At 73.1% G+C, this 24,003-nt stretch carries 21 protein-coding genes; 9 read left to right on the top strand and 12 right to left on the bottom strand.

Features of this window, described 5'->3' with window-relative positions; translation table 11 throughout:
• The first annotated feature begins 768 nt into the window (after window positions 1–768).
• Complete coding sequence (locus SM611_RS36595) at window positions 769–1,530, top strand: hypothetical protein (RefSeq protein WP_371954999.1); 762 nt, start codon at window positions 769–771, stop codon at window positions 1,528–1,530.
• Here SM611_RS36595 and SM611_RS36600 read toward each other — a convergent pair.
• Window positions 1,468–2,301 carry a putative RNA methyltransferase gene (locus tag SM611_RS36600; protein WP_371955000.1) on the bottom strand — a complete coding sequence of 278 codons (834 nt, stop codon included), beginning with the start codon at window positions 2,299–2,301 and terminating at the stop codon, window positions 1,468–1,470. The genes SM611_RS36595 and SM611_RS36600 overlap by 63 nt on opposite strands.
• Window positions 2,302–2,447: 146 nt before the next feature.
• Complete coding sequence (trxA, locus tag SM611_RS36605) at window positions 2,448–2,801, bottom strand: thioredoxin (RefSeq protein ID WP_371955001.1); 354 nt, start codon at window positions 2,799–2,801, stop codon at window positions 2,448–2,450.
• Between the two features lie 130 nt (window positions 2,802–2,931).
• Here trxA and SM611_RS36610 point away from each other — a divergent pair, with 130 nt between their 5' ends.
• Together SM611_RS36610 and SM611_RS36615 are read left to right on the top strand one after the other, a co-directional pair.
• A complete protein-coding gene (locus SM611_RS36610; protein WP_371955002.1) occupies window positions 2,932–3,936 on the top strand; it encodes a sigma-70 family RNA polymerase sigma factor in 1,005 nt (334 codons plus the stop codon).
• Window positions 3,937–4,101: 165 nt separating this feature from the next.
• Entirely contained in the window at window positions 4,102–5,451 is a 1,350-nt protein-coding gene (locus SM611_RS36615) for a class II 3-deoxy-7-phosphoheptulonate synthase (protein WP_371955003.1), read from the top strand.
• Between the two features lie 107 nt (window positions 5,452–5,558).
• Here the strand turns inward: SM611_RS36615 and SM611_RS36620 are convergent, their stop codons facing one another.
• From SM611_RS36620 to SM611_RS36630, 3 genes are read right to left on the bottom strand one after another with little or no spacing between them, the layout of a single operon-like run.
• Complete coding sequence (locus SM611_RS36620) at window positions 5,559–5,927, bottom strand: ATP-binding protein (protein WP_371945588.1); 369 nt, start codon at window positions 5,925–5,927, stop codon at window positions 5,559–5,561.
• Between the two features lie 44 nt (window positions 5,928–5,971).
• Window positions 5,972–6,310: an STAS domain-containing protein gene (locus SM611_RS36625; protein WP_371955004.1), complete on the bottom strand. Its 339-nt coding sequence runs from the start codon at window positions 6,308–6,310 to the stop codon at window positions 5,972–5,974.
• A gap of 31 nt (window positions 6,311–6,341) precedes the next feature.
• Window positions 6,342–8,636, bottom strand: coding sequence for a SpoIIE family protein phosphatase (locus tag SM611_RS36630; RefSeq protein WP_371955005.1), 2,295 nt, complete (start codon window positions 8,634–8,636; stop codon window positions 6,342–6,344).
• Window positions 8,637–8,991: 355 nt separating this feature from the next.
• Between SM611_RS36630 and SM611_RS36635 the strand changes: the two genes are divergently transcribed.
• Both SM611_RS36635 and SM611_RS36640 read left to right on the top strand, forming a co-directional pair.
• Window positions 8,992–13,221, top strand: coding sequence for a hybrid sensor histidine kinase/response regulator (locus tag SM611_RS36635; RefSeq protein WP_371955006.1), 4,230 nt, complete (start codon window positions 8,992–8,994; stop codon window positions 13,219–13,221).
• 82 nt (window positions 13,222–13,303) lie between these two features.
• Window positions 13,304–13,936: a response regulator gene (locus SM611_RS36640; protein ID WP_371955007.1), complete on the top strand. Its 633-nt coding sequence runs from the start codon at window positions 13,304–13,306 to the stop codon at window positions 13,934–13,936.
• 41 nt (window positions 13,937–13,977) lie between these two features.
• On the opposite strand, the gene gltX is transcribed toward SM611_RS36640, so the two are convergent.
• Window positions 13,978–15,381, bottom strand: a complete 1,404-nt coding sequence (gltX, locus tag SM611_RS36645) for a glutamate--tRNA ligase (protein ID WP_371955008.1) — start codon at window positions 15,379–15,381, stop codon at window positions 13,978–13,980.
• Window positions 15,382–15,442: 61 nt separating this feature from the next.
• Window positions 15,443–16,021 carry a TIGR03086 family metal-binding protein gene (locus tag SM611_RS36650; protein WP_371955009.1) on the bottom strand — a complete coding sequence of 193 codons (579 nt, stop codon included), beginning with the start codon at window positions 16,019–16,021 and terminating at the stop codon, window positions 15,443–15,445.
• 95 nt (window positions 16,022–16,116) lie between these two features.
• Here SM611_RS36650 and SM611_RS36655 point away from each other — a divergent pair, with 95 nt between their 5' ends.
• Window positions 16,117–16,974 carry a DUF6597 domain-containing transcriptional factor gene (locus SM611_RS36655; RefSeq protein ID WP_371955010.1) on the top strand — a complete coding sequence of 286 codons (858 nt, stop codon included), beginning with the start codon at window positions 16,117–16,119 and terminating at the stop codon, window positions 16,972–16,974.
• On the top strand, window positions 16,971–17,654 hold the full coding sequence (locus SM611_RS36660; protein WP_371955011.1) for an NUDIX hydrolase: 684 nt from the start codon (window positions 16,971–16,973) through the stop codon (window positions 17,652–17,654). Before SM611_RS36655 ends, SM611_RS36660 begins: the two co-directional genes overlap by 4 nt.
• Before the next feature lie 3 nt (window positions 17,655–17,657).
• Here the strand turns inward: SM611_RS36660 and SM611_RS36665 are convergent, their stop codons facing one another.
• Window positions 17,658–18,665: a methyltransferase gene (locus SM611_RS36665; RefSeq protein ID WP_371955012.1), complete on the bottom strand. Its 1,008-nt coding sequence runs from the start codon at window positions 18,663–18,665 to the stop codon at window positions 17,658–17,660.
• Window positions 18,666–18,752: 87 nt separating this feature from the next.
• Window positions 18,753–19,247, bottom strand: a complete 495-nt coding sequence (locus SM611_RS36670) for an HAD domain-containing protein (protein ID WP_371955013.1) — start codon at window positions 19,245–19,247, stop codon at window positions 18,753–18,755.
• An 89-nt stretch (window positions 19,248–19,336) separates the two neighbouring features.
• On the opposite strand from SM611_RS36670, the gene SM611_RS36675 reads away from it, so the two are divergent.
• Window positions 19,337–20,191, top strand: coding sequence for a class II glutamine amidotransferase (locus SM611_RS36675; protein ID WP_371955014.1), 855 nt, complete (start codon window positions 19,337–19,339; stop codon window positions 20,189–20,191).
• Window positions 20,192–20,244: 53 nt separating this feature from the next.
• Window positions 20,245–21,057: a PIG-L family deacetylase gene (locus SM611_RS36680; RefSeq protein ID WP_371955015.1), complete on the top strand. Its 813-nt coding sequence runs from the start codon at window positions 20,245–20,247 to the stop codon at window positions 21,055–21,057.
• Here the strand turns inward: SM611_RS36680 and SM611_RS36685 are convergent.
• The 3 genes from SM611_RS36685 to SM611_RS36695 form a co-directional block, all read right to left on the bottom strand.
• Entirely contained in the window at window positions 21,050–22,192 is a 1,143-nt protein-coding gene (locus SM611_RS36685; protein WP_371955016.1) for an ARPP-2 domain-containing protein, read from the bottom strand. The genes SM611_RS36680 and SM611_RS36685 overlap by 8 nt on opposite strands.
• Complete coding sequence (locus SM611_RS36690) at window positions 22,189–23,502, bottom strand: hypothetical protein (RefSeq protein ID WP_371955017.1); 1,314 nt, start codon at window positions 23,500–23,502, stop codon at window positions 22,189–22,191. Before SM611_RS36690 ends, SM611_RS36685 begins: the two co-directional genes overlap by 4 nt.
• 89 nt (window positions 23,503–23,591) lie before the next feature.
• Window positions 23,592–23,954, bottom strand: a complete 363-nt coding sequence (locus SM611_RS36695; protein WP_371955018.1) for a VOC family protein — start codon at window positions 23,952–23,954, stop codon at window positions 23,592–23,594.
• Window positions 23,955–24,003: the final 49 nt, after the last annotated feature.

The following is a 24,003-nucleotide window of genomic DNA, read 5'->3' on the forward strand; positions in this document are numbered from 1 at the left end:
ACCAACCCCCCGAAAGAGGCTGGCCACGGGGCGACCCGGCCAACAGACCGAGCCGATAAAGGCACTGGCTTTTAACACGCTGTTGAGTTCTCAAGAAACGGACACCCACCGCACCGAACCCCCGCTCTCGCAGGACCCGACTCCGGGGCAACCCTTCTAACTTACCCGGTCCGCTTCCGTTGTCAAGCCGATCAACGAAGATCTTTTCGACGGTCGAAGGCGTCCCAGTCCCCCGCGGAGACGACACACCCCCAGGCCGAGAGCCTGGCGAAGATCGTTCCGTAGGAGATGCCCTGCGGGCCGGCCACCTCGCGGCGTCCTGCATCCCTCTTGGGCTTTCCAACCACCTTACACGAGCCCGAGCACCGCTCGAACCGCTTTCGGTGGTCCGCTCCCCGGCGGACCGGCCACCGCACTCGGTGTCCCGCGTCCCATCCGGGGTCGTCACACGGGACCAGCTCGGCTCGCCGCCGAATTGTTCCTGGGTGGCTTCCCCGAGACCGGCCGCCTGGCGGCGTCCCGCGTCTCTCGGGGCGGGAGAGACAGTAAGGTCCCGCGTCGGCACCGTCAAATCGCGGCACTCGCCCCCCTCCCTTTCTTGTCACTCACGCACAACATCGCCATCGTTGACCTCGTCTTTCGCGCACTACGTGCGTCGGGTCACAGTGGGGTAGCGTGCGCGGACGGCTCGTCCTCCGGTGTCCGGCACCGCGGGACGGGCGGTGGCTCCCGGCACGACAGTCCACCGAGGTCAGGAGGAAACACCTCGTGAATGTGCCCGTCGCCATCCGCGCGTCCGCGGAACGCCTGGTGGTCGCAGCGACGATGGGGCCGACGATCCATGACGTGCACGCCTGGCGGTTCAAGGTCGTTCCCGGACTGATCGAGGTGCACGCCGATCCGGACAGGTTCCGGCCCGCGCACGACCCCGCGGGGCGGGGCCTGCACCTCAGCAGCGGCGCCGCGCTCGTGAACCTCCGGCTGGCCGCGGCCCAGCTCGGGCACGCGGCGGTGGTGCGGCTGCTCCCCGACGCCGGGCGTCCATCGGTCCTCGCCTCGGTGCGTCTGGCCGGACGCCACCGGGTGACACGTGAGGAGCGCCTCCTTTACGCAGCGACGCTCAAGCCCTTTCCCGCGAATCGGCCCGCGCCAGGCGTCCGGCCGGCAGTTCCCGTGGTCAACGGGCTGGGCGAGGCGGCACGCCTCGAAGGGGCGTCGCTCCATCTGCTGCCCGAGGACCAGAGCGCGACGAGCCGGCGCGCGGTGCTGACCACGCGGGGCGACTCTCCCGCGGCGTGGCTCCGGGCGGGCCAGGCGCTCCAGCGCCTCTTGCTCGGCGGGACGGCCCGCTCGGTCTCGGTCTCGTTCATGTACGAGACGGTCGATGTGCCGGGCGTCGAGGACGTGGCGGAGGCCGGCGAGGTGCCCCAGGTCCTGCTCGAACTCACCCAGGGCGTCGAGGACGGCCTACGCGAGCCGCCTGTACGTCGACAGGACGAACGACAGCGGCGTCGGCAGCGGGTCCGGTAGCTCCCGCAGCCGCTCCCTGAGCCGGTCGGCGGGGACGTGGTGCGCGCTCGGCCCCATCCCCACGAGCGTGGCCACCTCATCGTGGGACAGGGCGGCCTCCACCTCGATCTCCTGCCGCGAATCGAACTTGAAGTAGCCCGCGAGCGCGGCGTCCGTGCGCTCGGTCTTGCGCTCGTCGATCGTCAGAAGCCCGAGCGGCTCGACGAGGGTGCCGAGGTGCCGGGGCGACGGGGTGACGGTGAAGAGGAGGCCGTCGTCGCGCAGTACGCGGTGGAATTCGGCCGCGTTGCGCGGCGCGAAGACGTTGACGACGGTGTCGGCAGCGCCGTCGCGCAGTGGGAGGGGGCGCCAGAGGTCCGCGACGACGGCGCCCGCGCGGGGGTGGGATCTGGCCGCGCGCCGGGCCGCGTGCTTCGAGATGTCCAGCGCGAGCCCGGTCGCGCCGGGTGACCGGTCGAGTACGCGCCCCAGGTAGTGGCCGGTTCCGGCGCCCGCGTCGACGACGAAGGAATGGGCGGCGCAAGCGACGCTTCGCGCCAGCGTGTCGGCGGGTGCGTTGAAGTGGCCCGCCTTCAGGAACTCGTCTCGCGCGCGCACCATCTCGGGGGTGTCGGCCGTTCCCGGACGGGCGTTGCCTGGCAGGAGGTTCGCGTAACCCTGCCGGGCGATGTCGAAGGCATGCCCGCCGGCGCAGAGCAGTGCGCGGTCGGCCAGTTCGAGGTCCGCTCCGCACACGGGGCACACCAGGTATGGGACGACATCGGCGAGCATCCGTCCATCATCGTCCATCCGGGCGGGCCATCGGGTGCCGGCGCCCGCTTCTTTGCCCGTGTGCCGCCCGCCGGCCGCGCGCACGCCCACCGGACGTCGCGCCCGCGCAACCTGTCGCCCGGGGGAGGAGCCTCCCGCAGCCGGAGTCAGGACTCCGCGCGCCGCCGGACGTCCTCCATGTCGAGGCCGCGGACCTGCTCGATCACGTTCTCCAGCACCGGCTCGGGCACCGCGCCCGGCTCGGCGAAGACGATCATGCCGTCCCGGATCGCCATCAGCGTGGGGATGGACCTGATCCCGAACCGCTCCGACAACTCCGGCTCGGCGTCGGTGTCGACCTTCCCGAAGACGATGTCGCCGTGCTTGCCCGCCGATTTCTCGAAGACCGGCGCGAAGCGTTTGCACGGACCGCACCACTCCGCCCAGAAGTCGACGAGCACGATGCCGTCGGCCTGCGCGACCTCGTCGAAGTTCTCAGCGGTGAGCGTGACCGTCGCCATGTCGGTTTCTCCTCGTTCGGGGTATCAGGTCGTAGAGCGGCTCACAGCCTCGCAGTATTCCCCACCCGGGAATCACAGAGCGGTAATTAGCGTTGTCCTCTTAGGGAGATCGCACCGGAGAAGGGTCAGGATGGCTGCAACCCGTACCAAGGGCGACAGGGTCGACGTCCCCGACAAGGACCTTGTCGGGGCGTACCTCGACCGGATCGGCCGTACCCCCCTGCTCGACGCGCAGGAGGAGGTCGATCTGGCCAAGGCGATCGAAGGGGGCCTGTACGCCGAGCGGCTCCTCGATGACGGGAGAGTGCCCGCGGGCGCGACCCGCGAGGAGCTGCAGGAGGTGGCCGCGGCGGGGCTGCGCGCGAAGCAGCGCTTCGTCGAGGCCAACCTGCGGCTCGTGGTCTCGATCGCCCGGAAATACCCGACCGACTCGTTGCCCCTCATCGACCTCATTCAGGAGGGGAACCTGGGGCTGATGCGCGCGGTGGAGAAGTTCGACTACCGCCGCGGCTTCAAGTTCTCCACGTACGCGACATGGTGGATCAGGCAGGCGATCGGGCGCGGGCTCAGCCACACGGCCCGCACCATCCGGCTGCCGGTCCATGTTGAGGAGGAACTGTCCCGGCTGCGGCGCGCGGAACGCCAGCTGGGCCGCGAGCTCGGCAGGGAGCCGACCCGCGAGGAGCTCGCGGGGACGCTCGGCGCCGAGGCCGACCATGTGGACGAGCTGCTGCGCTGGCGGCGCGACCCGGCGAGCCTGGACGCGACCGTCGACGACGCGGGCGAGACGCCGATGGGCGACCTCCTGGAGGACCCGGAGGCCGTCACGCCGGAGGCGGAGATCCTCGCGCTGGACGACATCGAGGGCCTCGCCCGGCTGCTCGACCGGCTGCCGGAGCGGGAGTCCGCGATCCTGCGCGCCCGGTTCGGGATGGACAGCGGCCAGCCGCTGTCGTACGCCCAGATCGGCGCCCGGTACGGGCTGAGCCACAACCGGGTGCGGCAGATCACGGACCGTTCGCTGCGGCGGCTGCGGCAGCTGGCGAACGAGACGGATCTGAGCGGCCGCCGGACGCTGGCCGGCGGGCCCGGCTCGGCCCGGGAGCCCGCGGCGGCAGGGAGCCGGGCCGCCTGAGCGACGACCTTTCGGACGTGATCGACGACCGGGCGGCCCCGGCTCCGAGGGCCGCCCGGTCTCGTGTGTCCGGCTCTGGCGGCGCCGCGGATGGGCGGCGTTCCCGGCGCCGTCCGGCCGGGCTCGCCGTGCGCCGCCGGCCGGGCGGTGCCATAGCCTTTGGACGTGAGTACATCCGCCGTCACCGGGGACCTCGACGCCTGGCGCGCGCTCCCCGCCCTCCAGCAGCCCGAATGGGACGATCCGGACGAGGTCCGGGCGGTCGCCGCCGAACTCGCGGCCCAGCCCCCGCTCGTCTTCGCCGGCGAGTGCGACCAGTTGAAGGCGCAACTCGCGGACGTCGCCCGCGGTGAGGCGTTCGTCCTGCAGGGCGGCGACTGCGCCGAGACGTTCGAGGGGTCGAACGCCGACGCAGTGAAGAACAAGCTCAAGACGCTGCTGCAGATGGCGGTCGTGCTCACCTACGCGGCGAGCGTGCCGGTCGTGAAGATCGGCCGGATGGCGGGGCAGTTCGCCAAGCCGCGGTCCAAGCCGGTGGAGGTGCGCGGCGGCGTGGAGTTGCCCGCCTACCGGGGCGACGCCGTCAACGGGTTCGCGTTCGACGCCGCGTCCCGCCGCAACGACCCGAACCGGCTGCTGAAGGCCTACCACTGCTCGGCGGTCACGCTGAACCTGTGCCGGGCGTTCACCAAGGGCGGGTACGCCGACCTGCGGCAGGTGCACGCCTGGAACCGCGACTTCGTCCAGCAGAGCCCGGCGGGGCGCCGCTACGAGCAGCTCGCGGCCGAGATCGACCGGGCGCTGACGTTCATGAAGGCCTGCGGGGTGAACCCCGACGAGTTCCACGGCGTGGAGTTCTACTCCAGCCACGAGGCGCTGCTGCTGGAGTACGAGCGGGCGCTGACCCGCATCGACCACCTCAGCGGCCTGCCCTACGACGTTTCCGCGCACTTCCTGTGGATCGGCGAGCGGACCCGGCAGCTAGACGGGGCGCACGTCGAGTTCCTGCGGCACATCCGCAACCCGATCGGGGTGAAGCTCGGGCCGACGACCTCGGCGGACGACGCGCTGGCGCTGATCGAGCGGCTGAACCCCGACCAGGAGCCGGGGCGGCTGACCTTCATCACCCGGATGGGCGCGGGCAGGATCCGGGACGCGCTGCCCCCGCTGATCGAGAAGGTGCAGCAGAGCGGCGCGCCGGTCGCGTGGATCTGCGACCCGATGCACGGCAACACGTTCGAGGCGCCCAGCGGGCACAAGACCCGGCGGCTGGACGACGTCCTGGACGAGGTGGCCGGCTTCTTCGAGGTGCACCGGGCCCTCGGCACGCATCCGGGCGGCATCCACATCGAGTTCACCGGCGACGACGTCACCGAATGCGTCGGCGGCGGGATGGGGCTCGCCGAGGCCGACCTGCACCAGCGGTACGAGACGGCGTGCGACCCGCGCCTCAACCGGGGCCAGTCGCTGGACCTCGCGTTCATGGTGGCGGAGCTGTACCGCAAGTCGGTCTGACCGTCACGGGGCGGGCGCGTCCATCCGACCGGGTCTCCCGGAGGCGGGTGGACGCGCTCCCACCGGAGGTCGCGCGCGACGGCGCGTTCCAGGCGGGAAAGCGCGTGTCAGATGTCGACCTCGGCCCACACGACCTTGCCGCCGGTCACCGGGTCGGCGCCCCAGGAGTTCGCGAACCGGTCGACGATGAACAGGCCGCGGTGCGACTCGTCCAGGGGGCCGGGGACGGTCAGCCGGGGCAGCTGCGCGGCGCGGTCGCGGACCTCGACGCGGACGCGGCCGGAACCGCGCAGCAGCCGCAGTTCCAGCGCGGTGCCCGCGTGCCGGACGGCGTTGGCGACGAGCTCCGCGACGATCGCGGTGACGAGCTCCTCGCGCTCCATCAGCGCCCAGGTGCGCATGGTACGGGCGGCCAGGCGGCGTGCGTACTCGACCGCCTCGGTCTGCGGCGCCGCGCGCAGTGTGGTCTCGGTCATCGGGTCGGTCACTCCGCCCGCTCGCCGTTCTTCATCGTGTCCCCTCACCGCCCATCGGCAGGCGCCTCCTCAGCCGGGCCCTCGATCAGGAAGCGGTCGAGCCCGGTGGTGCGCAGCACGTTCTCGACCCGGCCGTAGGCGCCGGTGACGGTCAGCGTGGCGTTCTGCGCGCGCGCGTGCTTGTACGCCCGGACGAGGACGTTCAGGCCGGAGGAGTCACAGAAGTCGACCGCCGCGAGGTCGACGACGACCGCCCGCTCGCCCGCGTCTACGAGCTCGGTCAGCCGAGTGCGCAGCTCTTCGGAGGAGTGCAGGTCGATGGAGCCGCGCGCGGCGATCGTCGCGCGGCCGTCCTGTCGTGTCGTGTGCAAGGCAAGCCCCACGCCACCCCACCTTACCGATTGTTGGTCTCCATCATGACGCCCGCAGAACGATGAGGGCAATGTCGTCGTTCGACGGCTCGGGGCCGAAGTCGCGCACCGCGCGCTGGATCCGCGCGGCGACGGCCCCCGCGCTGAGCCCGGTGCAGCCGGCGAGCAGCCGTTCGAGGCCGTCGCCGTCGCCGAGCAGCCGGTTGCCGGAGCGCCGTTCGGTGACGCCGTCGGTGACGCAGAGCAGGACCTCGCCGCGGCGCAGGTCGACGGTGTCGCTGTGGAACTCCACACCGTCGAAGACGCCGAGCAGCGCCTGAGCCGAGGCGGCCTCGCGCACGCCGCCCTCGGGGTCGAGGACGAGCGGGAGCGGGTGTCCCGCGCTCGTCAGCCGGATCCGCACGCCGTCGCGGCGGCGCGCCGCGATCTCGCCGTGCAGGAGGGTGAGCAGCCGGCCGCGCTCCCCCTCGCCGAGGATGAGCCGGTTCAGCCGGGTCAGCACGGCGGGGACTGACATGTCCTCGGCGGCGAGGATGCGCAGGGCGTGCCGGGCGAGGCCGGTGACGGCGGCGGCCTCGGGGCCGGTGCCGCACACGTCGCCGATGGCGAACCGCCAGCGGGACGAGGACACGGGGCCGCCCGGTCGCGGGCCGCTCTCGAACACGTCGTAGAAGTCGCCGCCGACTTCGCTGCCCTCCCCGGCCGGCTCGTACACGACCGCGACCTCCAGGCCGGGGATCTCGGGGATGCCCGGCGGCAGGAGGCTGCGCTGCAGGGCGCTGCTCATGGCGGTCTGCGCGGAGAACAGGCGGGCGTTGTCGACGGCGAGGGCGGCGCGGCGGCTGAGCTCCTCGGCCAGTTCGACGGCGCTGCGCGGGAAGCGGTCGCCGGGCGGGCGGCCGATGACGATGGTGCCGATGCGCCGGCCGCGGGCGATCAGCGGGAACGCGTAGACGTGGTCGGCGGCGGTGCCGCCCGCGGCGGCCCGGACGCCCTCGGGGGCGGTGGCGAGCCCGGTCCAGGGGCCGGGGCCGTCCATCGGCGGGGCGGCGCCCGCGTGCTCCAGCAGGTCGCGGAGCCCGTCGGCGCGGTTCTCGTCGGCGTGCCACACGTAGGCGAGCCGGTCGGGCTCGGCCTCGGTGACGGTGTAGACGGCGCACCAGGTGGCCAGGCGCGGGACGACGAGCTGGGCAACCAGGGCCATCGTGCGCTCCTGGTCGAGGGTTCCGGCGAGCAGGTCGCTGGCCTCGGCGACGAAGCTGAGCCAGCCGCGCCAGGACCGTTCCAGTTCGCCCACCCTGGCCTTCTCCAGGGAGAGCGACATCTCGTCCGCGAGCCGCCCGAGCCGGGCGCCGTCGCCCTCGTCGAACCGGCCGGGCACGGAGGAGACGGCCACCACGACGCCGGTGAGGCGGCCCTGGGACTCCAGCGGCGCGGCGGCCACGGACCGCGCCCGCAGGGCGGTGGCGGTCGGGTCGGCGTCGCCGGCGACCCACGCCGAGCCCGCCCGGGCGGCGGGGCCGAGCCCGGCGACCGACAATTCGCCGAGCGGCATCTCGGCGGCGGTGCCGGCGGACGAGCCCATGATCATGCGGCCGTCGCGCTCGGTGAGCAGGACGGCGGCGCCCTCGGCGCCGAGCACCTCGCGAACGGTGGCGACGCCGTCCTCCATGGCCTCGACGGCGGCCGGGGAGCGCAGGAGCCGGTCTCCGGCGACGGGGACGTCGCGCACGTCGCCGCCGAGCCCGCCCTCGCGGCCCTGCACGGCGGCGTCGCGGGCCTGGTCGCCCCGGTCTCGGGCAGCCCGCTCGCGGGCCGTCCGGGCGCGGGCCGTCCGGGCGCGGGCCGTCCGGGCGCGGGCCGTCCGGGCGCGGGGGCCGCGCTTGGCGGCGCCGTCGCCGGCGCCCTCGGGCAGGGCCGCGTCCCCGCCCTCCGCGGCGTCGGCTCCGGGCGCGGGGGTCGCGCCGGGCCGGGGCAGCCGGAACCAGACGCCCTTGGTCCGGTGGTCGTAGGAGACGCCCCAGGAGGCGGCGAGGCGGGCGATCGACGGCAGCCCGCGCCCGCTGGAGGCGGTCACGCCGGGCATCTCGATGCCCCGGGTGGGGTGCCGGTCGCGGACCTCGATCTTGATGTCGCCGTCCTCCAGCCGACAGGAGACCTCGAAGGACGTGCCCGCGTAGGCGATCGCGTTGGTGGCGAGCTCGCTGGTGGCAAGGACGGCGTCGTCGGCGGCCTCGTCCATGCCCCAGTCGGCCAGCACCTTCCGGACGAACCGGCGCGCGTCCGCCACCGCCGCGGCGGCGGACGGGAAGGTGGCCGACGCCGTCTGCCGATCCAACTGTCGTCCCTCTGTTCGAAGCGTTGCTACCCGGGCCTGGCCATCGTGACAGACGGTTCGGCCGCGCGGCCACGAGAGCCGTGAACCGGGCCCCGCGATGCGTCCGGCCTCGGTGAACGCGACCCCCGCCACGACACGACAGACCGTAACACGAAGACTACAAGCGCGGATGCACGGTCATCGACGTCTCATCACGGCTCCACCCGGCCGGCTCGTGAAAGAGCCCGGCCGCCGCCCGGCGACGTAGAGTACAGGTGCGGCCGGACGAGGGCCCAGGGGAAGCCGGACGCGGGCCCGGAGCAGGAGTCCGTGATATCCGGATGCTCGACGATCGCGGGCCAGGAGGATGAAGAGAATGCCGCGTACCGCGTCACGTTCCCGCCCCGGCGGGTACCGCGACACGACCCCGCGTTACAGCGACGCCGACCTCGAGCCGCTGCTGAAGGCGCTGGCCGCCGTGCGGGACGGCAGGGCGAAGGCGGAGCTGGACGTGCCGGGCGAGGGCGCCGTGGCGGAGGCCGCGGCGATCCTGGAGGAGATCCGGCAGAACGAGCAGGAGCTGGCCTCCGGGCTGAGCCGCGTCCGGCGGGAGATCGGCCGGGAGGGCAAGCTGCGCGGGCGGCTGGCCTCGGGCGGCCTGCGCGGCTCGTGGGCGACCGCGGTCGAGGACGCCAACGCGATCATCGACAAGCTCACCGACCTGGCGACCGGGATGAGCCGGGTGGTGGAGGCGGTCGCGGCCGGGGACCTGAGCCAGCGGGTCGAGTTGCGGGTGCGCGGCCGGCCCATGCGCGGCGAGCTGCTGCGCATGGCGAAGTCGGTCAACGGGATGGTGGAGCTGCTCGACCAGTTCACCTGGGAGGTCACCCAGTTCGCCCGCGAGGTCGGCACGGAGGGCCGGCTCGGCGGGCAGGCGCCGGCGCGCGGCATGACGGGCCGCTGGCGGGACGTGACGGCGTCGGTGAACGTGATGGCGAACCGGCTGACGTCGCAGGTCCGCGACATCGCCGAGGTCACCACGGCGGTGGTGAAGGGCGACCTGACCCGCAAGGTGACGGTGGAGGCGAGCGGTGAGCTGCAGGAGCTGAAGCTCACCGTGAACACGATGGTCGACCAGCTGTCGGCGTTCGCGGACGAGGTCACCCGCGTCGCCCGCGAGGTCGGCACCGAGGGCCAGCTCGGCGGCCAGGCGAACGTGCGGGGCGTCAGCGGCGTCTGGAAGGACCTGACCGACAACGTCAACGCGATGGCGAACAACCTGACCAACCAGGTCCGCAACATCGCGCAGGTCACCACCGCCGTCGCGGACGGCGACCTCGGCAAGAAGATCACCGTCGACGCGCAGGGCGAGATCCTGCAGCTCAAGAACACGCTGAACACGATGGTCGACACGCTGTCGGCGTTCGCGGACGAGGTCACCCGCGTCGCCCGCGAGGTCGGCACCGAGGGGCGCCTCGGCGGCCAGGCGCGGGTCCCGGGCGTCAGCGGCGTCTGGAAGGACCTCACCAACAACGTCAACGGCATGGCGTCCAACCTGACCTACCAGGTCCGCAACATCGCGCAGGTCACCACCGCCGTCGCCGAGGGCGACCTCGGCAAGAAGATCACCGTCGACGCGCAGGGCGAGATCCTGGAGCTGAAGGACACCGTGAACGCGATGGTGGACACGCTGTCGGCGTTCGCGTCGGAGGTCACCCGCGTCGCCCGCGAGGTCGGCACCGAGGGGCGCCTCGGCGGACAGGCGATCGTGCCCGGCGCGGGCGGGGTGTGGCTCGACCTGACCGACAACGTCAACGCGATGGCGAACAACCTGACCAACCAGGTGCGCGGGATCGCCCAGGTGACGACCGCGGTGGCGCAGGGCGACCTGACCCGAAAGATCGAGGTCGACGCGCAGGGCGAGATCCTGCAGCTCAAGGACACCCTGAACACGATGGTCGACACGCTGTCGGCGTTCGCGGACGAGGTCAGCCGTGTCGCCCGCGAGGTCGGCACCGAGGGGCGCCTCGGCGGCCAGGCGATCGTGCCCGGCGCGGGCGGCATGTGGAAGGACCTGACCGACAACGTCAACGGCATGGCGTCCAACCTGACCTACCAGGTCCGCAACATCGCGCAGGTCGCGACCGCGGTCGCGCACGGCGACCTGACGCGGCGCATCGACGTGAACGCGCAGGGCGAGATCCTGGAGCTGAAGACGACGCTGAACACGATGGTCGACACGCTGTCGTCGTTCGCGTCGGAGGTCACCCGCGTCGCCCGCGAGGTCGGCAGCGAGGGGCGCCTCGGCGGGCAGGCCGAGGTCGAGGGCGTGTCCGGCACCTGGAAGCGGCTGACCGAGAGCGTCAACGAGCTGGCCGGGAACCTGACCACGCAGGTCCGGGCGATCGGCGCGGTCGCGAGCGCGGTCGCCACCGGCGACCTGACCCGCACGATCACCGTGGAGGCGCGCGGCGAGGTCGCCGAGCTGTCCGACAACGTGAACCTGATGGTCGCGACGCTCCGCGAGACGACCCGCGCCAACGAGGAGCAGGACTGGCTCAAGACCAACCTGGCGCGGATCGGCGGGCTCATGCAGGGTCACCGGGACCTGCTGCAGGTCGCCGAGCTGATCATGCGGGAGCTGACTCCGACGGCGAGCGCCCAGTACGGCGCGTTCTACCTCGCCGACAACTCGGGCGAGGAGCCCGAGCTGACGCTGATCGCCGGGTACGGGACGCGGCGCGGCCGGGCCGGGTCGCTCCGGTTCGCGCTGGGCGAGGGCCTGGTCGGGCAGGCGGCGCAGGAGCGCCGGCCGCTGCTGATCGCCGACGCCCCGGCCGACTACGTCAAGATCGGGTCGGGCCTCGGCGAGGCGTCCCCGGTCAACATCATCGTGCTGCCGATCGTGTTCGAGGACGAGGTGCTCGGCGCGATCGAGCTGGCCTCGTTCGGCCGCTTCACCGACGTCCACCTGGCGTTCTTCAGCCAGCTGATCGAGACGATCGGGGTCACGCTGAACGCAATCCGCGCGAACGCGCGGACGGAGGCGCTGCTGGGCGAGTCGCAGCGGCTCGCGCAGGAGCTGCAGGAGCGGTCGGACGAGCTGCAGCGCCAGCAGGGCGAGCTGCGGCACTCCAACACCGAGCTGGAGGAGAAGGCGGCGCTGCTGGCCCAGCAGAACCGCGCGATCGAGATCCAGAACTTCCAGATCGAGCAGGCCCGGCGGACCCTCGAGGAGCGCGCCGAGCAGCTGGCGATCTCCTCGCGGTACAAGTCGGAGTTCCTGGCGAACATGTCGCACGAGCTGCGCACGCCGCTGAACAGCCTGCTGGTGCTGGCCAAGCTGCTGTCGGAGAACCAGAGCGGCAACCTGACCGACAAGCAGGTCGAGTTCGCGCGGACGATCCACGAGTCCGGCACCGATCTGCTGGAGCTGATCAACGACATCCTGGACCTGGCCAAGGTCGAGGCGGGCAAGATGGAGGCGCATCCGCAGCGGCTGTCGGTGCCGGCGCTGGTCGACTACGTGGACGCGACGTTCCGCCCGCTGTCGGTGGACAAGGGCCTGCAGTTCGGCGTGGAGGTCGCGCCGGACGTCCCCGCCACCCTCAACACCGACGAGCAGCGGCTGCAGCAGGTGCTGCGGAACCTGCTGTCGAACGCGGTGAAGTTCACCGCCGAGGGCGAGGTGCGGCTGCTGATCGAGCGGGCCGGCGACATCGACTTCACGCTGCCCGCGCTGTGGAACACCCCGGACGTGATCGCGTTCCGGGTGATCGACACCGGGATCGGGGTCAGCGCCGACAAGCTGCAGGAGATCTTCGAGCCGTTCCAGCAGGCCGACGGGACCACGAGCCGCCGCTACGGCGGCACCGGCCTCGGCCTGTCGATCAGCCGGAACATCGCGCGGCTGCTCGGCGGGGAGATCCACGCGGAGAGCCAGCCGGGCCGCGGCAGCGTGTTCACGCTCTACCTGCCCGCCCAGTACAGCGAGCGCGCGGACCGGCGGCGCCCGGCGGCGCCGGAGGAGGCGGTCGCCGGGTCCGAGCGGGCGCTCGGCGCGGAGGCCGGGCGGCGCAACGGCGGCAGGGCCCGGCCGCTGGCCGCCCCCGCCGCGGAGAACGCGCTGCCCGTCGAGCAGCGCCCGCCCGCCGGGGAGTCCGAGCCCGCGCTGAACGGGCTGGTGGAGGAGCCTCCGACGGACTACCTCGACACCGCACTGTCGGGCCGCAAGGTCCTGATCGTCGACGACGACGTCCGGAACGTGTTCGCCCTCACCAGCGTCCTGGAGGGCTACGGGATGGAGGTCCTCTACGCCGAGGACGGGCAGGCCGGGATCGACGTCCTGCACCGCAACCCGGACGTGGCGGTCGTGCTGATGGACGTCATGATGCCGGGCCTCGACGGGTACGCGACCACCGCCGCCATCAGGGAGATGCCGCAGTTCGCCGACCTGCCGATCATCGTCATCACGGCGAAGGTGATGAAGGGGGACCGTGAGAAGAGCCTCGACTCCGGCGCGTCGGACTATGTGCCGAAGCCCGTGGACGTGGACCATCTCCTTGACGTCATGAGGAACTGGCTGCAACCCTCCATCGTCCGCTGAGGAGAGGAGACGACCGGGCAGTAGGGTCGCCGTGGGAGCTGATGCGCCGGCGATGGCGGGGACCGGAATCGGAGAGACGCGCGTGGACGACAAGGCGAAGATCCTGCTCGTGGACGACCGCGAGGAGAACCTGATCGCGCTGGAGGCCATCCTCAGCTCGCTCGATCAGGACCTCGTCCGGGCGCGGTCCGGGGAGGACGCGCTGAAGGCGCTCCTCACCGACGAGTACGCGGTCATCCTGCTGGACGTCGTCATGCCGGGCATGGACGGGTTCGAGACGGCCCGCGACATCAAGCGCCGCAAGAAGACCCGCGACCTGCCGATCATCTTCCTGACGGCGGTGAACAGCGACCCCGACTACGCGTTCCGCGGCTACGCGGCGGGCGCGGTCGACTTCATCTCCAAGCCGTTCGACCCGTGGGTGCTGCGCGCCAAGGTGTCGGTGTTCGTGGAGCTGCACACCAAGAACAAGCAGCTCCAGGACCAGACGGCGCTGCTGCGCGAGCAGGCCGCCCTGCTCCGCGAGCAGTCGGCGCTGCTCAACGAGCGTCCCGACGGGGACACGGCCCGCGACCGGCTGAGGGCGGTGGAGGAGCAGGCGGAGGCGGTCGGCAAGCACGTCCCGCCCGCGCGCCGGGACGAGTTCGACGAGCTGGCCCGCCGCCTCGCGGACCTGCGCCGCGCGCTGGAAGGCGAGGAGCCGCCCGCGTCCTGATCCGTGCCCGGCCGGTGCGCCGGGCACGGGGCGTCAGCGCCTCAGGACGACGAGGCTTCGAGGCGGGCCCGTGCGGCGGCGACGCGGGCCAGGGTGCGGTCGCGGCCGAGGATCTCCAGTGACTCGAACAGCGGCAGGCCCACGGTGCGGCCGGTGACGGCGACGCGGACGGGCGCCTGCGTCTTGCCCAGCTTGAGGCCGTGCTCGGCGCCGACGCGCTCCAGCCGGTCCTTCAGCTCGGCGGCGTTCCAGGGGGCGTCCCGGTAGGCGGTCTCGGCGGCGGCGAGGATCGCGGCGGCGGGCTCCTTCATCGCCTTGTTCCAGGACTGCTCGTCGGACGGCGGCTCGTCCAGGAACGCGAAGTCGATCATCTGGACGATCTCCGACAGCAGCGCGACGCGGGTCTGGGCGAGCGGCGCCAGCTCGGCGAACACCGCCATGTCCACGTCGAAGGGGGCCTGCTCCAGGAAGGGCAGGCACTCGGCGATGAACTTCTCGGTGGGCAGTGCCCGGATGTACTCGCCGTTGAACGAGCGGAGCTTCTTCTCGTCGAAGAACGCGGGCGAGGTGTTGACGTCCTCGATGCGGAACTCGTCGACGATCACGTCCCAGGGGACGATCTCGCGGTCGCCGGAGGGGGCCCAGCCGAGCAGCATGAGGTAGTTGCGCACGGCCTCGGCGAGGTAGCCCTCGGCGCGGTAGTCCTCCAGCGCGACCTTGTCGCGGCGCTTGGACAGCTTCTGCCGCTTCTCGTTGACGATGACGGGGACGTGCGCCCAGACGGGCGGCTCGCCGCCGAGCGCCTCCCACAGCAGTTGCTGCTTGGGCGCGTTGGACAGGTGCTCCTCGCCGCGCACGACGTGCGTGATGCCCTGGCTCATGTCGTCGACGGCGTTGGCCAGCAGGAAGGTGACCGAGCCGTCGGCGCGGGCGATGACGAAGTCCTCCAGGACGGCGTTCTCGAACACCGGCTTGCCGCGCAGCAGGTCGACGACGGTGGTCTGGCCCTCGTCCGGGGTGCGGTAGCGGAGGGCGCGTCCGGGGCCGGGCTCCAGGCCGCGGTCGCGGCAGAAGCCGTCGTAGCCCTTGTGCTGGTCGCCGGTGCGGGCGACGACGGCCTCGCGGCTGCAGTCGCAGTAGTAGGCGCGGCCGGCGTCCTTCAGCGTCTGGACGGCCTCGGCGTGCTTGTCGGCGTTGGCGGACTGGAAGTAGGGGCCCTCGTACTGCTCGCCGTCCATGCCGAGCCAGGCGAGGGCGCGGATGATGCCCTCGGTCCATTCGGGGCTGTTGCGGGAGGCGTCGGTGTCCTCGATGCGCAGCACGAGCGTCCCGCCCGACTGGGCGGCCATCACCCAGTTGAACAGCGCCGAGCGGGCGCCGCCGACATGGAACATGCCGGTGGGCGACGGGGCGAAGCGTACGCGGATCGAAGAGCTCGAAGACATGCCTCAAGGGTAGAGCGCGCGGGCCCCCGCTCGCGCCGGGACCCGCGCGCCGCGGCGGGATTCAGGGCTTCCAGCCCGGATCGCGGCCGGCGGCGCCGAGGACGCGGTCGAGCAGCGGCGCGTCCTCCGGCACGGGCACCTCCGCGCCGAACACCCCGTACCGGCGGCTCATCTCCGCCATCGGGACGACCTGCTCCCACGCCGCCCGGACGATCTCCGGCGAGAACCGGGCCTCGTGCCCGGTCGCGGCGGCGAGGTCCCAGCCGTGGACGACGTTCTCGACGAAGAGGATCCCGGCGATGAACGGGGCGGGCATGCCCTCCTTGTCCCCGGTGAGGCTGGTGTTACCGTCCCAGGCCGCGGGGTCCTGCCAGGCCTCGGCTGTCGTGCGGGCCTGCTCCGCGAACCGCTCGGCCCAGCCCGGCTCGGCGGTGAAGTCGTGCTCCTCGCCCGGCCCGGTGACCGGCGCCCTGCGCGCGGCGGCCTCGCCCCGGCCGCTCCACAGGATCAGGTGGTTGACCAGCCCGCGCACGTCCCAGTCGGGGCACGGGGTGGGAGCGTCCAGCGTCCCCGCGGGGATCTCCAGGACGATCCGCGCCGCGGCCTCCGCGGCGGGAAGCATCTGGCTCCGGACATCCATGATCTCTCCCTCGCTCATTTGTTCGAACACATGTCCACGCTATACGGCCCGGCCGCGCGGGTCTTGAACAAACACGACACCGTTAGCCTGGGCCGATGGAACGATCCCTGCCCGACGGGACCCGCCCCGAGGGGACGCGGGGCATCCTCCGGGCGCGGGAGGGCCTGGAGCGCTTCCAGGTGCGGCGGATCCCGCCGGCGCCGGAGCTCGCGCCGTTCGTGGAGCACTTCTGGGTGCTGCGGTGGGACCTGCGGGGACGGCCGCCGCACCGGCAGGCGGTGCTCACGCGGCCGTCCGTCCATATGACGTTCACCAGCTACCTGACCAGCGGGGCCACGCGGGCGCGGATCGTCGGCGTGGTGCGCGACGACTTCATCGAGGAGATCCGCGACGAGGGGCGCGTGGTGGGGGCGGCCTTCCGGCCGGGCGGGTTCCGGCCGTTCACGGACGCGCCCGTCTCCGCGCTGACCGGCCGGTTCGCGGACGTGGACGAGGTGTTCGGCGCGGCGGGTCGCGCGCTCGCCGCCGAGATCTTCGCGGCGGCGAGCGCCGAGGATGCGGTCGGGCGGCTGGCGGACTTCCTCGTCGGCGCGGCCCCGGAACCCGATCCGTCGGCCGAGCGCGCCGCCGCGGTCGTGGCGCGGATCGCGGCGCGGCCGGGCCTGGTCCGGGTGGACGAGCTGGCCGCCGACGTGGGGCTCGGCGCCCGCAGCCTGCAGCGCCTGTTCCACGAGTACGTGGGCATCGGCCCGAAGTGGGTGATCCGGCGGTTCCGGATGCGGGAGGCCGCCGAGCGGGCGGCGTCCGGCGGCGCGGTCGACTGGGCCGGCCTGGCCGCCGAGCTGGGCTACGCCGACCAGGCGCACTTCACCCGCGACTTCACCGCGGCGGTCGGGACGCCGCCCGCGCGATACGCCCGCGAGGCGGGGGGCCCTGGCAGTATCGAGTCATGACCGCCCCCCTCGACGACCCCGCCTTCGACGACTCCATTCCCCTCGGCGGCCCCTCCGACGGCCGCTTCGGCGACCTTGGCGCCTTCCGGAGGACGGCGGCCGGCCGGCTCGGAGCCTTCGCGCACACGACCGTCCCGGACGCGCCCGGCCTGCGCCGCGCCGGGGTCGTGCTGTGCGTGGTGGAGCACGGCGGCGTCCCGTCGGTGATCCTCATCAAACGCGCCTACCGGGGGCGGAACGCGGGCCAGTGGGGGCTGCCGGGCGGGCGGCTGGAGGACGGCGAGACCGCCGAGGACGCGGCGCTGCGGGAGCTGCACGAGGAGATCGGCCTGTCCGCGGGGCCGGCCGACGTGCTCGGCCGGCTCGACGACTTCCCCGCGACCTCCGGTTTCGCGATCACGCCGATCGTGGTGGCGCTGGACCGTCCCGGCCCGCTGGCGCCCAGCCCGGACGAGGTCCACTCCGTCCACCACACGACCCTGCGCAGGCTCGCGGACGACGACACCCCGCGGTGGGTGCCGCAGCCGGACGGCGGCAGCCTCCTGCAGATGTGGCTCGGCCCGGACTGGCGTGTCCACGCCCCGACCGGCGCGATGCTGTGGCAGTTCCGCGAGGTGGTGCTGCTGGGGCGGGACGCCAGGGTCGCCGACTTCGCCCAGCCCGACTGGACGCGCCACTGACCGTCAGCCAGCCGGCTCGGCCTCGATGACGCGGTACGCCGAGGGGGGCAGCGGGCCGGTGAGCGAGACGCCCGCGAACCCGGCCGCGTCCAGCAGGGCGCGGAACTCGGCCTCGGTGCGCTCGCGCCCGCCCGTCGCGACGAGCATGTTGAGGTCGTTGCGGACGATGCCCGCCGTGTCCGGCGCGACCGTCTCCGGCATCACCTGCTCCAGGATCAGCAGGCGGGCGTCCGGGCCCATCGCCGCGCGGACGTTCCGCAGGATGGCGGCGGCCTTCTCGTCGTCCCAGTCGTGCAGGACGCTCTTGAGGACGTAGGCGTCCGCGCCCCCGGGGACGGACTCGAAGAAGTCCCCCGCGACGATCTCGGCCCGGCCGGCGGCGTCCTCCAGCGTGCCGGGCGCGGCGGCGAGACCGGCGGGCAGGTCGAACAGCAGGCCGCGCACCTCCCGGTGCGCGCGCAGGATCGCGGCGAGGAGCGTGCCGTCGCCGCCGCCGAGGTCCGCGACGGTCCCGTAGCGGGAGAAGTCGTGGGCCTCGATGATCCCGGGCGCGACCGCGCGGGTGTGCTCGGCCATCGCCGCGTTGAAGACCTCCGAGGACGCCGGGTCCGACTCGAAGTGCTCGAAGGAGGTCCCGCCGGTGACGCGCGGCCACGCCGCCTCCCCCGTGCGGACCGTCTCGGCCATGTCGCCCCAGCTCCGCCAGACGTCCGGTCCGCAGAACAGCAGCACCAGGGAGCGGATCGAGTCGGGCGCGTCGGCGCGGAGCCGCTGCCCCTCCGCTGTCAGCGCGAACAGGTCGCCCTCCTTCTGCTCGACCGCGCCCAGGGTGGCGAGGCCGCGCAGCAGCCGGTGGAGGGACGGCGCGTGCGCGCCGGTCGCCCGCGCCAGTTCCCCGCTCGTCCTCGGCCCGCCCGCCAGGGCGTCGGCCACTCCCGTCTCGGCGGCCACATGGATGATCTGCGCCGGCATGTATCCGAACGCCAGGTCCAGCAGCGGTGATCTCGACATCGTCGGCTCCCCTCTCTCCGTCGTCCCGACGCTAGGGAGCCGTGCCGCGCGCGGTCTTGGACGAATGGAACCCGCCGGCGGGGCCGGTCAGCGGGCGCGGAGCCAGGCCGCGGCGGCTTCGAGGTGCTCGCCGGTGAGGCCCGTCAGGGGGTCGATCTCGACGAGGAGGTGCTCGGCGACGTACGGTTCACCGGCGATGCACTCGGTGGCGTCGGGCTCGTCCTCGAACCAGACGAAGGGGCGGCTCTCCGCCCACGCGGCCACGTGCCGGGCCTTCCAGGCGCCGAGGGTGCGCCCCTCCCGGATGCCGGGGAACCGCGGGATGGGGACGAATGGCAGCTCCGGCAGCCCGATCCTCGGCGCGATCCACTCGTTGGCGTGGTCGCACCAGTAGCTCGCCCAGGCGAGTTCCGCGCCGGTGGACTCGGCGAGGTCGAGCAGGGCCGGGCCGTGCTCGGCGTTCAGCCAGAGCTTGAACGTCCTGCCGTCCGGCGAGCACTGGTGGCGTTTGAAACCGCGGTGGGGCCTTTCAAAGGGATTGAGAACTCCGTCCACGTCCAGAAGAACCACCGGCGACCCCATACACCGGACCGTACGTCATCCGGCCCCGCCCGTCGAAGGTCGTTTGCCGTGCGAGTCTTGACCGCGGCGCATGCGGGCATTGTCCCTGCATGTGCCGACTGTTCGGGATGACCACGGGAGGGCCCCGCGTCCACGCCACGTTCTGGCTGGTGGACGCGCCCGAGAGCCTGGAGTTCCAGAGCCGCCGCATGCCGGACGGGACCGGCCTCGGCTGGTTCTCGCTGGGCGAGGAGCCCGTCCGCGACCGCGCGCCCGTCGCCGCGTTCCAGGACGCCGACTTCAACGCCGAGGCCCGCCGCGTCGTGTCGCACACGTTCGTGTCCCACGTCCGGTACGCGTCGACCGGGGCCCCCGAGGTCCACAACTCCCACCCCTTCGTGATGGAGGACCGGCTGTTCGCCCACAACGGCGTGGTGCGGGGCCTCGGCGTCCTCGGCTCGTGGCTCACCGACGTGGACCGGGCGCTGATGCAGGGGCAGACCGACTCCGAGCTCGTGTTCGCCTACGTCACGGCGGAGATCCGGCGGCACGGCGACACCTCGGCCGGGCTGATCGCCGCCGTCCGCCGGATCGCCGCGGAGCTGCCGGTGTTCGCCCTGAACATCGTGCTCGCCGAGTCGCGGCGGCTGTGGGCGCTGCGCTACCCGGACACCCATGATCTGTGGGTGCTCAGGCCCCGGCTGGAGATGCACGGCCCGGCGCGCCACCTCGGGGCCGGCCATGAGCCCGGCAACGTGGAGGTGAGCGCGCACCGGGACGCGTGCCCGGCGTTCGTCCTCGCCAGCGAGCGCATGGACGACGATCCGGGCTGGCGGCTCCTCGACCCCGGTGAACTGCTCGTCGTGGACGGGCTGGAGGCGTCCTCGCTGTTCCCCTTCGACGCGCCGGCGCACCCGCTGACGCCTGCCGACCTCTCCGCGGCGGAGTCGGTGTCCCAGGCCTGATCGACTCGCCCGCCGAGGACGTAGGGTGGGCGGCCGGAACCTGAGGAGCCCGGATGACGCACGAACTCACGCTGATGGCCGTCCACGCCCACCCCGACGACGAGGTGCTCGGCACCGGCGGGCTGCTCGCCCGCAGCGCCGCCGAGGGCATCCGGACGGTGCTGGTCACCTGCACCAACGGCGAGCAGGGCGACGACTCGGGCGGCGTGAAGCCCGGCGAGCCGGGCCACGACGCCGAGGAGGTCGCGCGGCGCCGCCTCGCCGAGCTGCGCGAGTCGGCCGCCCTGCTCGACATCGGCCACGTGGAGCTGCTCGGCCACCGCGACTCCGGCATGGACGGCTGGGCGACCAACGACGACCCGCGCGCGTTCGCGAACGTCCCGCTCGCCGAGTCGGCCGCGCGGCTGGCCGAGCTGATGGAGCACTACCGGCCGCAGGTCGTCGTCACCTACGACGAGAACGGCGGCTACGGGCACCCCGACCACATCCAGGCCCACCGCGTCGCGCTGGCCGCCGCCGAGCGGACCGGCGCGCCCGACAAGCTGTACTACACCGCCATCCCCCGCTCGGGCATCAAGCAGATGTTCGACGCCGCCCGGGACTCGGGCGCGGAGATCGGCTTCGACCCGCCGGACGACTTCGGCACCCCGGACGAGCTGATCACCAGCGTGCTGGACGTGTCCGCGCACGTCGAGGCCAAGCGCAAGGCGCTGGAGGCGCACGCGAGCCAGGGCGAGAACATCTTCCTGCTGCGGATGCCGGATGAGATGCAGCGGGCGGCGTTCTCGTTCGAGTCGTTCGTCCGGCACTTCTGCCGCGTCGACGCCCCGGACCGGGAGGACGACCTGTTCGCCGGCCTCAGGTAGCCCGCCGCTGCGCCCGGTAGTGGTCGAGGACGTCCTGCCTCAGCAGGTGGCCGAACCCCGCCCGCTCCAGGCGCAGCGCCAGCGCCGGCTCACCGGTGCCGAGGGCCGCGGCCGTGGCGCTCAGCCGCCAGTCGTGCTCGGCGAGCCTGCGCAGCAGGTACCCGCGCCTGACCTGCGTCTCCGACAGCCGGAACGACTTCAGGTAGGCGATCCGCCCGTCGCCGTCGGTGATCGTCTCGCCGATGTGGTTCTCGCCGCGCGGCGCGAAGGAGGGAAGGAACCGCGCGAGCTCGAACCCGTGCAGGCGCTGGACGACCTGGCGGGTCCCGGCCTCGTCGAACAGCCGCCCGGCCATCACCTCGCCGCGGAACGACGCCCACTCCTCCCGCTGGATCTCGGCCGCTGCCCGCAGGTCCGCGAGTGACCGGATCGCGGTGTCGTCGATGCGTGCGGACAGGTCGCCGGCGGGCGCGCCCAGCAGCCCGTACGTGTAGATCAGCTCGCCGAAGAGGTCCTCGACCAGCGTCGGGTGCAGCGCCCGGTAGTCGTCGGGGTGCGGGGCGGCGAACGCGCTCGCCAGCGAGTCGGCGACGTAGACCATGACGCCGCACTGCCCCGGATGGATCTCGAAGATCCGCAGCGCGTCCTCCAGCCCCCGCACCCGGGCCCCGGTGTAGGACTCCTCGCAGCGGGGCGACAGGCCCCGGGCGACGGCCCGGCGCGCCCACTCGTCCCAGGCGATCTCCGGGCCGCCGAAGTGCAGCGCGAGGTAGCCCTCGACGGCCAGGTGCAGGGGCAGGAAGCGGAGCCGGTCCTTGTCCGCCTTGCGCGCCATGCGCCGCACCGTCCGCACCGGGATGCGCGGCGGCGCCTCCCCGCCCTCGCGCTCCAGCAGCCGCGTCCCGTACGAGGCGCCCGGAGCCCGGCCGCCGTCGTCCCACGCCGCCACGAAGGCGTGCGGGACGAACGACACGTAGTACGCGTCGCCCACGTCCACGACCGACACCGGCTCGGCGTACACCCTGCGGTGCAGCCGCAGGTTGGGGACGGGCTCGTCGCGGATCAGCGGGACGAGCCGCACCGAGCTCCACACCTGCGCGGGGCCCGTCTCCAGGCCCTCCGGTTCGAACCTCATGCCGCTGCTCCCAGGAACCGGGCGACCCGGTCGTCGAGGTGGGCCCGCAGCCTGGCGAGCCCGACCCGCCCCTCGGCGAACCTCGCCAGCTCGACCAGCGTGGCCAGGTTCCCGGCGTCGCGGACGCCCGCCGTAGGGACGCCCGGGGCCAGCCGCCGCACCTCGAAGCCCTCCGCGTCGTACACCGGGTTGAGGTGCACGATCAGCGTCCGGTGGCCGGGCGCCAGCCGGTGGCCCGGGTCGAGGCGGGTGCGCCATACGCGCAGCACGTCGGCGGCGAGGCCGGGCGGGGCGTTGTCCCAGCCGTCGGAGACGATGAGGAGCCGCTCGGGAGCGGTGTCGAGCGCGTCGATGATCCGCAGGCCGAGCGGCGTCGGGCCGGACGGGTAGAGCAGCAGCTCGTCGGTGCGGCCCGACGTCCACAGCGGCGTGTACTCCTTCGCCAGCGCCTCCAGCAGGTAGTGCACCGCGAGCGCGACCGCCAGCGGGCGGCGCCGCTTCTCCCCCGACCCGAGGGAGGAGTAGCTGTCGTCCAGCACGGCGGCGACGCGGCCCCACGACCCGCGCGCCGCGCCGGCGAGCCGCCCGGCCGCGGTGCGCAGCGCCCCCGACAGCTCGGCACGGCGCGCGGCCCGCTCGTCCAGCGGCAGCGACAGCACGTACGTCGCGAGCCGGGTCAGCGGCATGTCCCCGAGGTCCGCCCGGACGCCGGCGCCCTGCGCGCGCAGCCGCTCCAGCCGCGTCATCCGGCGCTCGATCCGCTCCAGGAACACCTCGCGCGGGATCCCGTGCTTGGCCGCGAACCCCTCCGCGACCGTGTACGGCAGCTCGTAGATCGCGGCCTGCTCGTAGTGCGCCCGGCGCCACTGCTCGAAGATCGGCGTCTCGAACGACCTCACCGCCCGGGGCGCGAACAGGAAGCGGTGCTGCTCCCGGTCGAAGCGCAGGTGGGCGTGCCGCGCGACGTCCTTCACCGCCCCCCGGTACTTCACGAGGTCGAACGCGGGGTCGCGGCGCCCGGCCATCCAGTCGCGGATGATCGCGCGCGTCCGCCGGTTGTTCACCCCGAGCCGCCGCAGCTCCCGGAAGACCCGGTACACGCGCTGCGGCGGTATCACCTCCAGCCGCCGCGCGATCAGCCGCCCCTCCCGCCTGCGCCGCTCGACGGGGACGTCCCCCGCCCGCACCAGCAGGTTCCGGATGATGATCGCCGCGTTGTGGTCGTTGACGTCCAGCGCCAGCGCGGCCGCGTAGACCTCGCGGTAGTTCTCCAGCATGTACTCGTGCAGGAACCCGAGGCCCACGCCCACGGGCCTCCGAATAACCGCGCCCGCGGTGGGCCCGGGGACGTCGCGCCTCGGTGGCGGCGGGGGACGTTCGCGGCGGGCCGGGCCGCGGGTCAGGGGCGGTAGGTGCCGAAGTACCACTCGTTGCCGTCCGGGTCGCGGGCCGCGTAGTCGCGGGAGCCGTAGTCCTGGTCGGTGAGCGGGCGGAAAATCTCGGCGCCGGCGGCCTTCGCGCGGTCGTGGTGGGCGTCGGGATCGTCGACGGCGACGTAGACCGCCGTCGCGGGGGTCTCGGCGGCGCCCAGCATGACGAGGCCGGTGTCGAAGCGCATCTCGGCATGGACGATCCTTCCGGTGTCGTCCTTGTGCGCCGCCACCTCGGTGAAGCCGAACGCCCTCTCCAGCCACGCCATCGTCCGCGCCGGGTCGGCGGACCTGACCAGCGGGTAGAAGGTCCGGCGGATCTCGCTTGTCATGTCGTCCTCCTCATGGTCTGGCATGCCCAGTGTGGCGAGCGGCGGATCC

Origin of the sequence: Actinomadura monticuli (genome assembly GCF_041463655.1) — a bacterium.
GTDB classification, from domain to species: Bacteria; Actinomycetota; Actinomycetes; order Streptosporangiales; family Streptosporangiaceae; genus Spirillospora; species Spirillospora monticuli.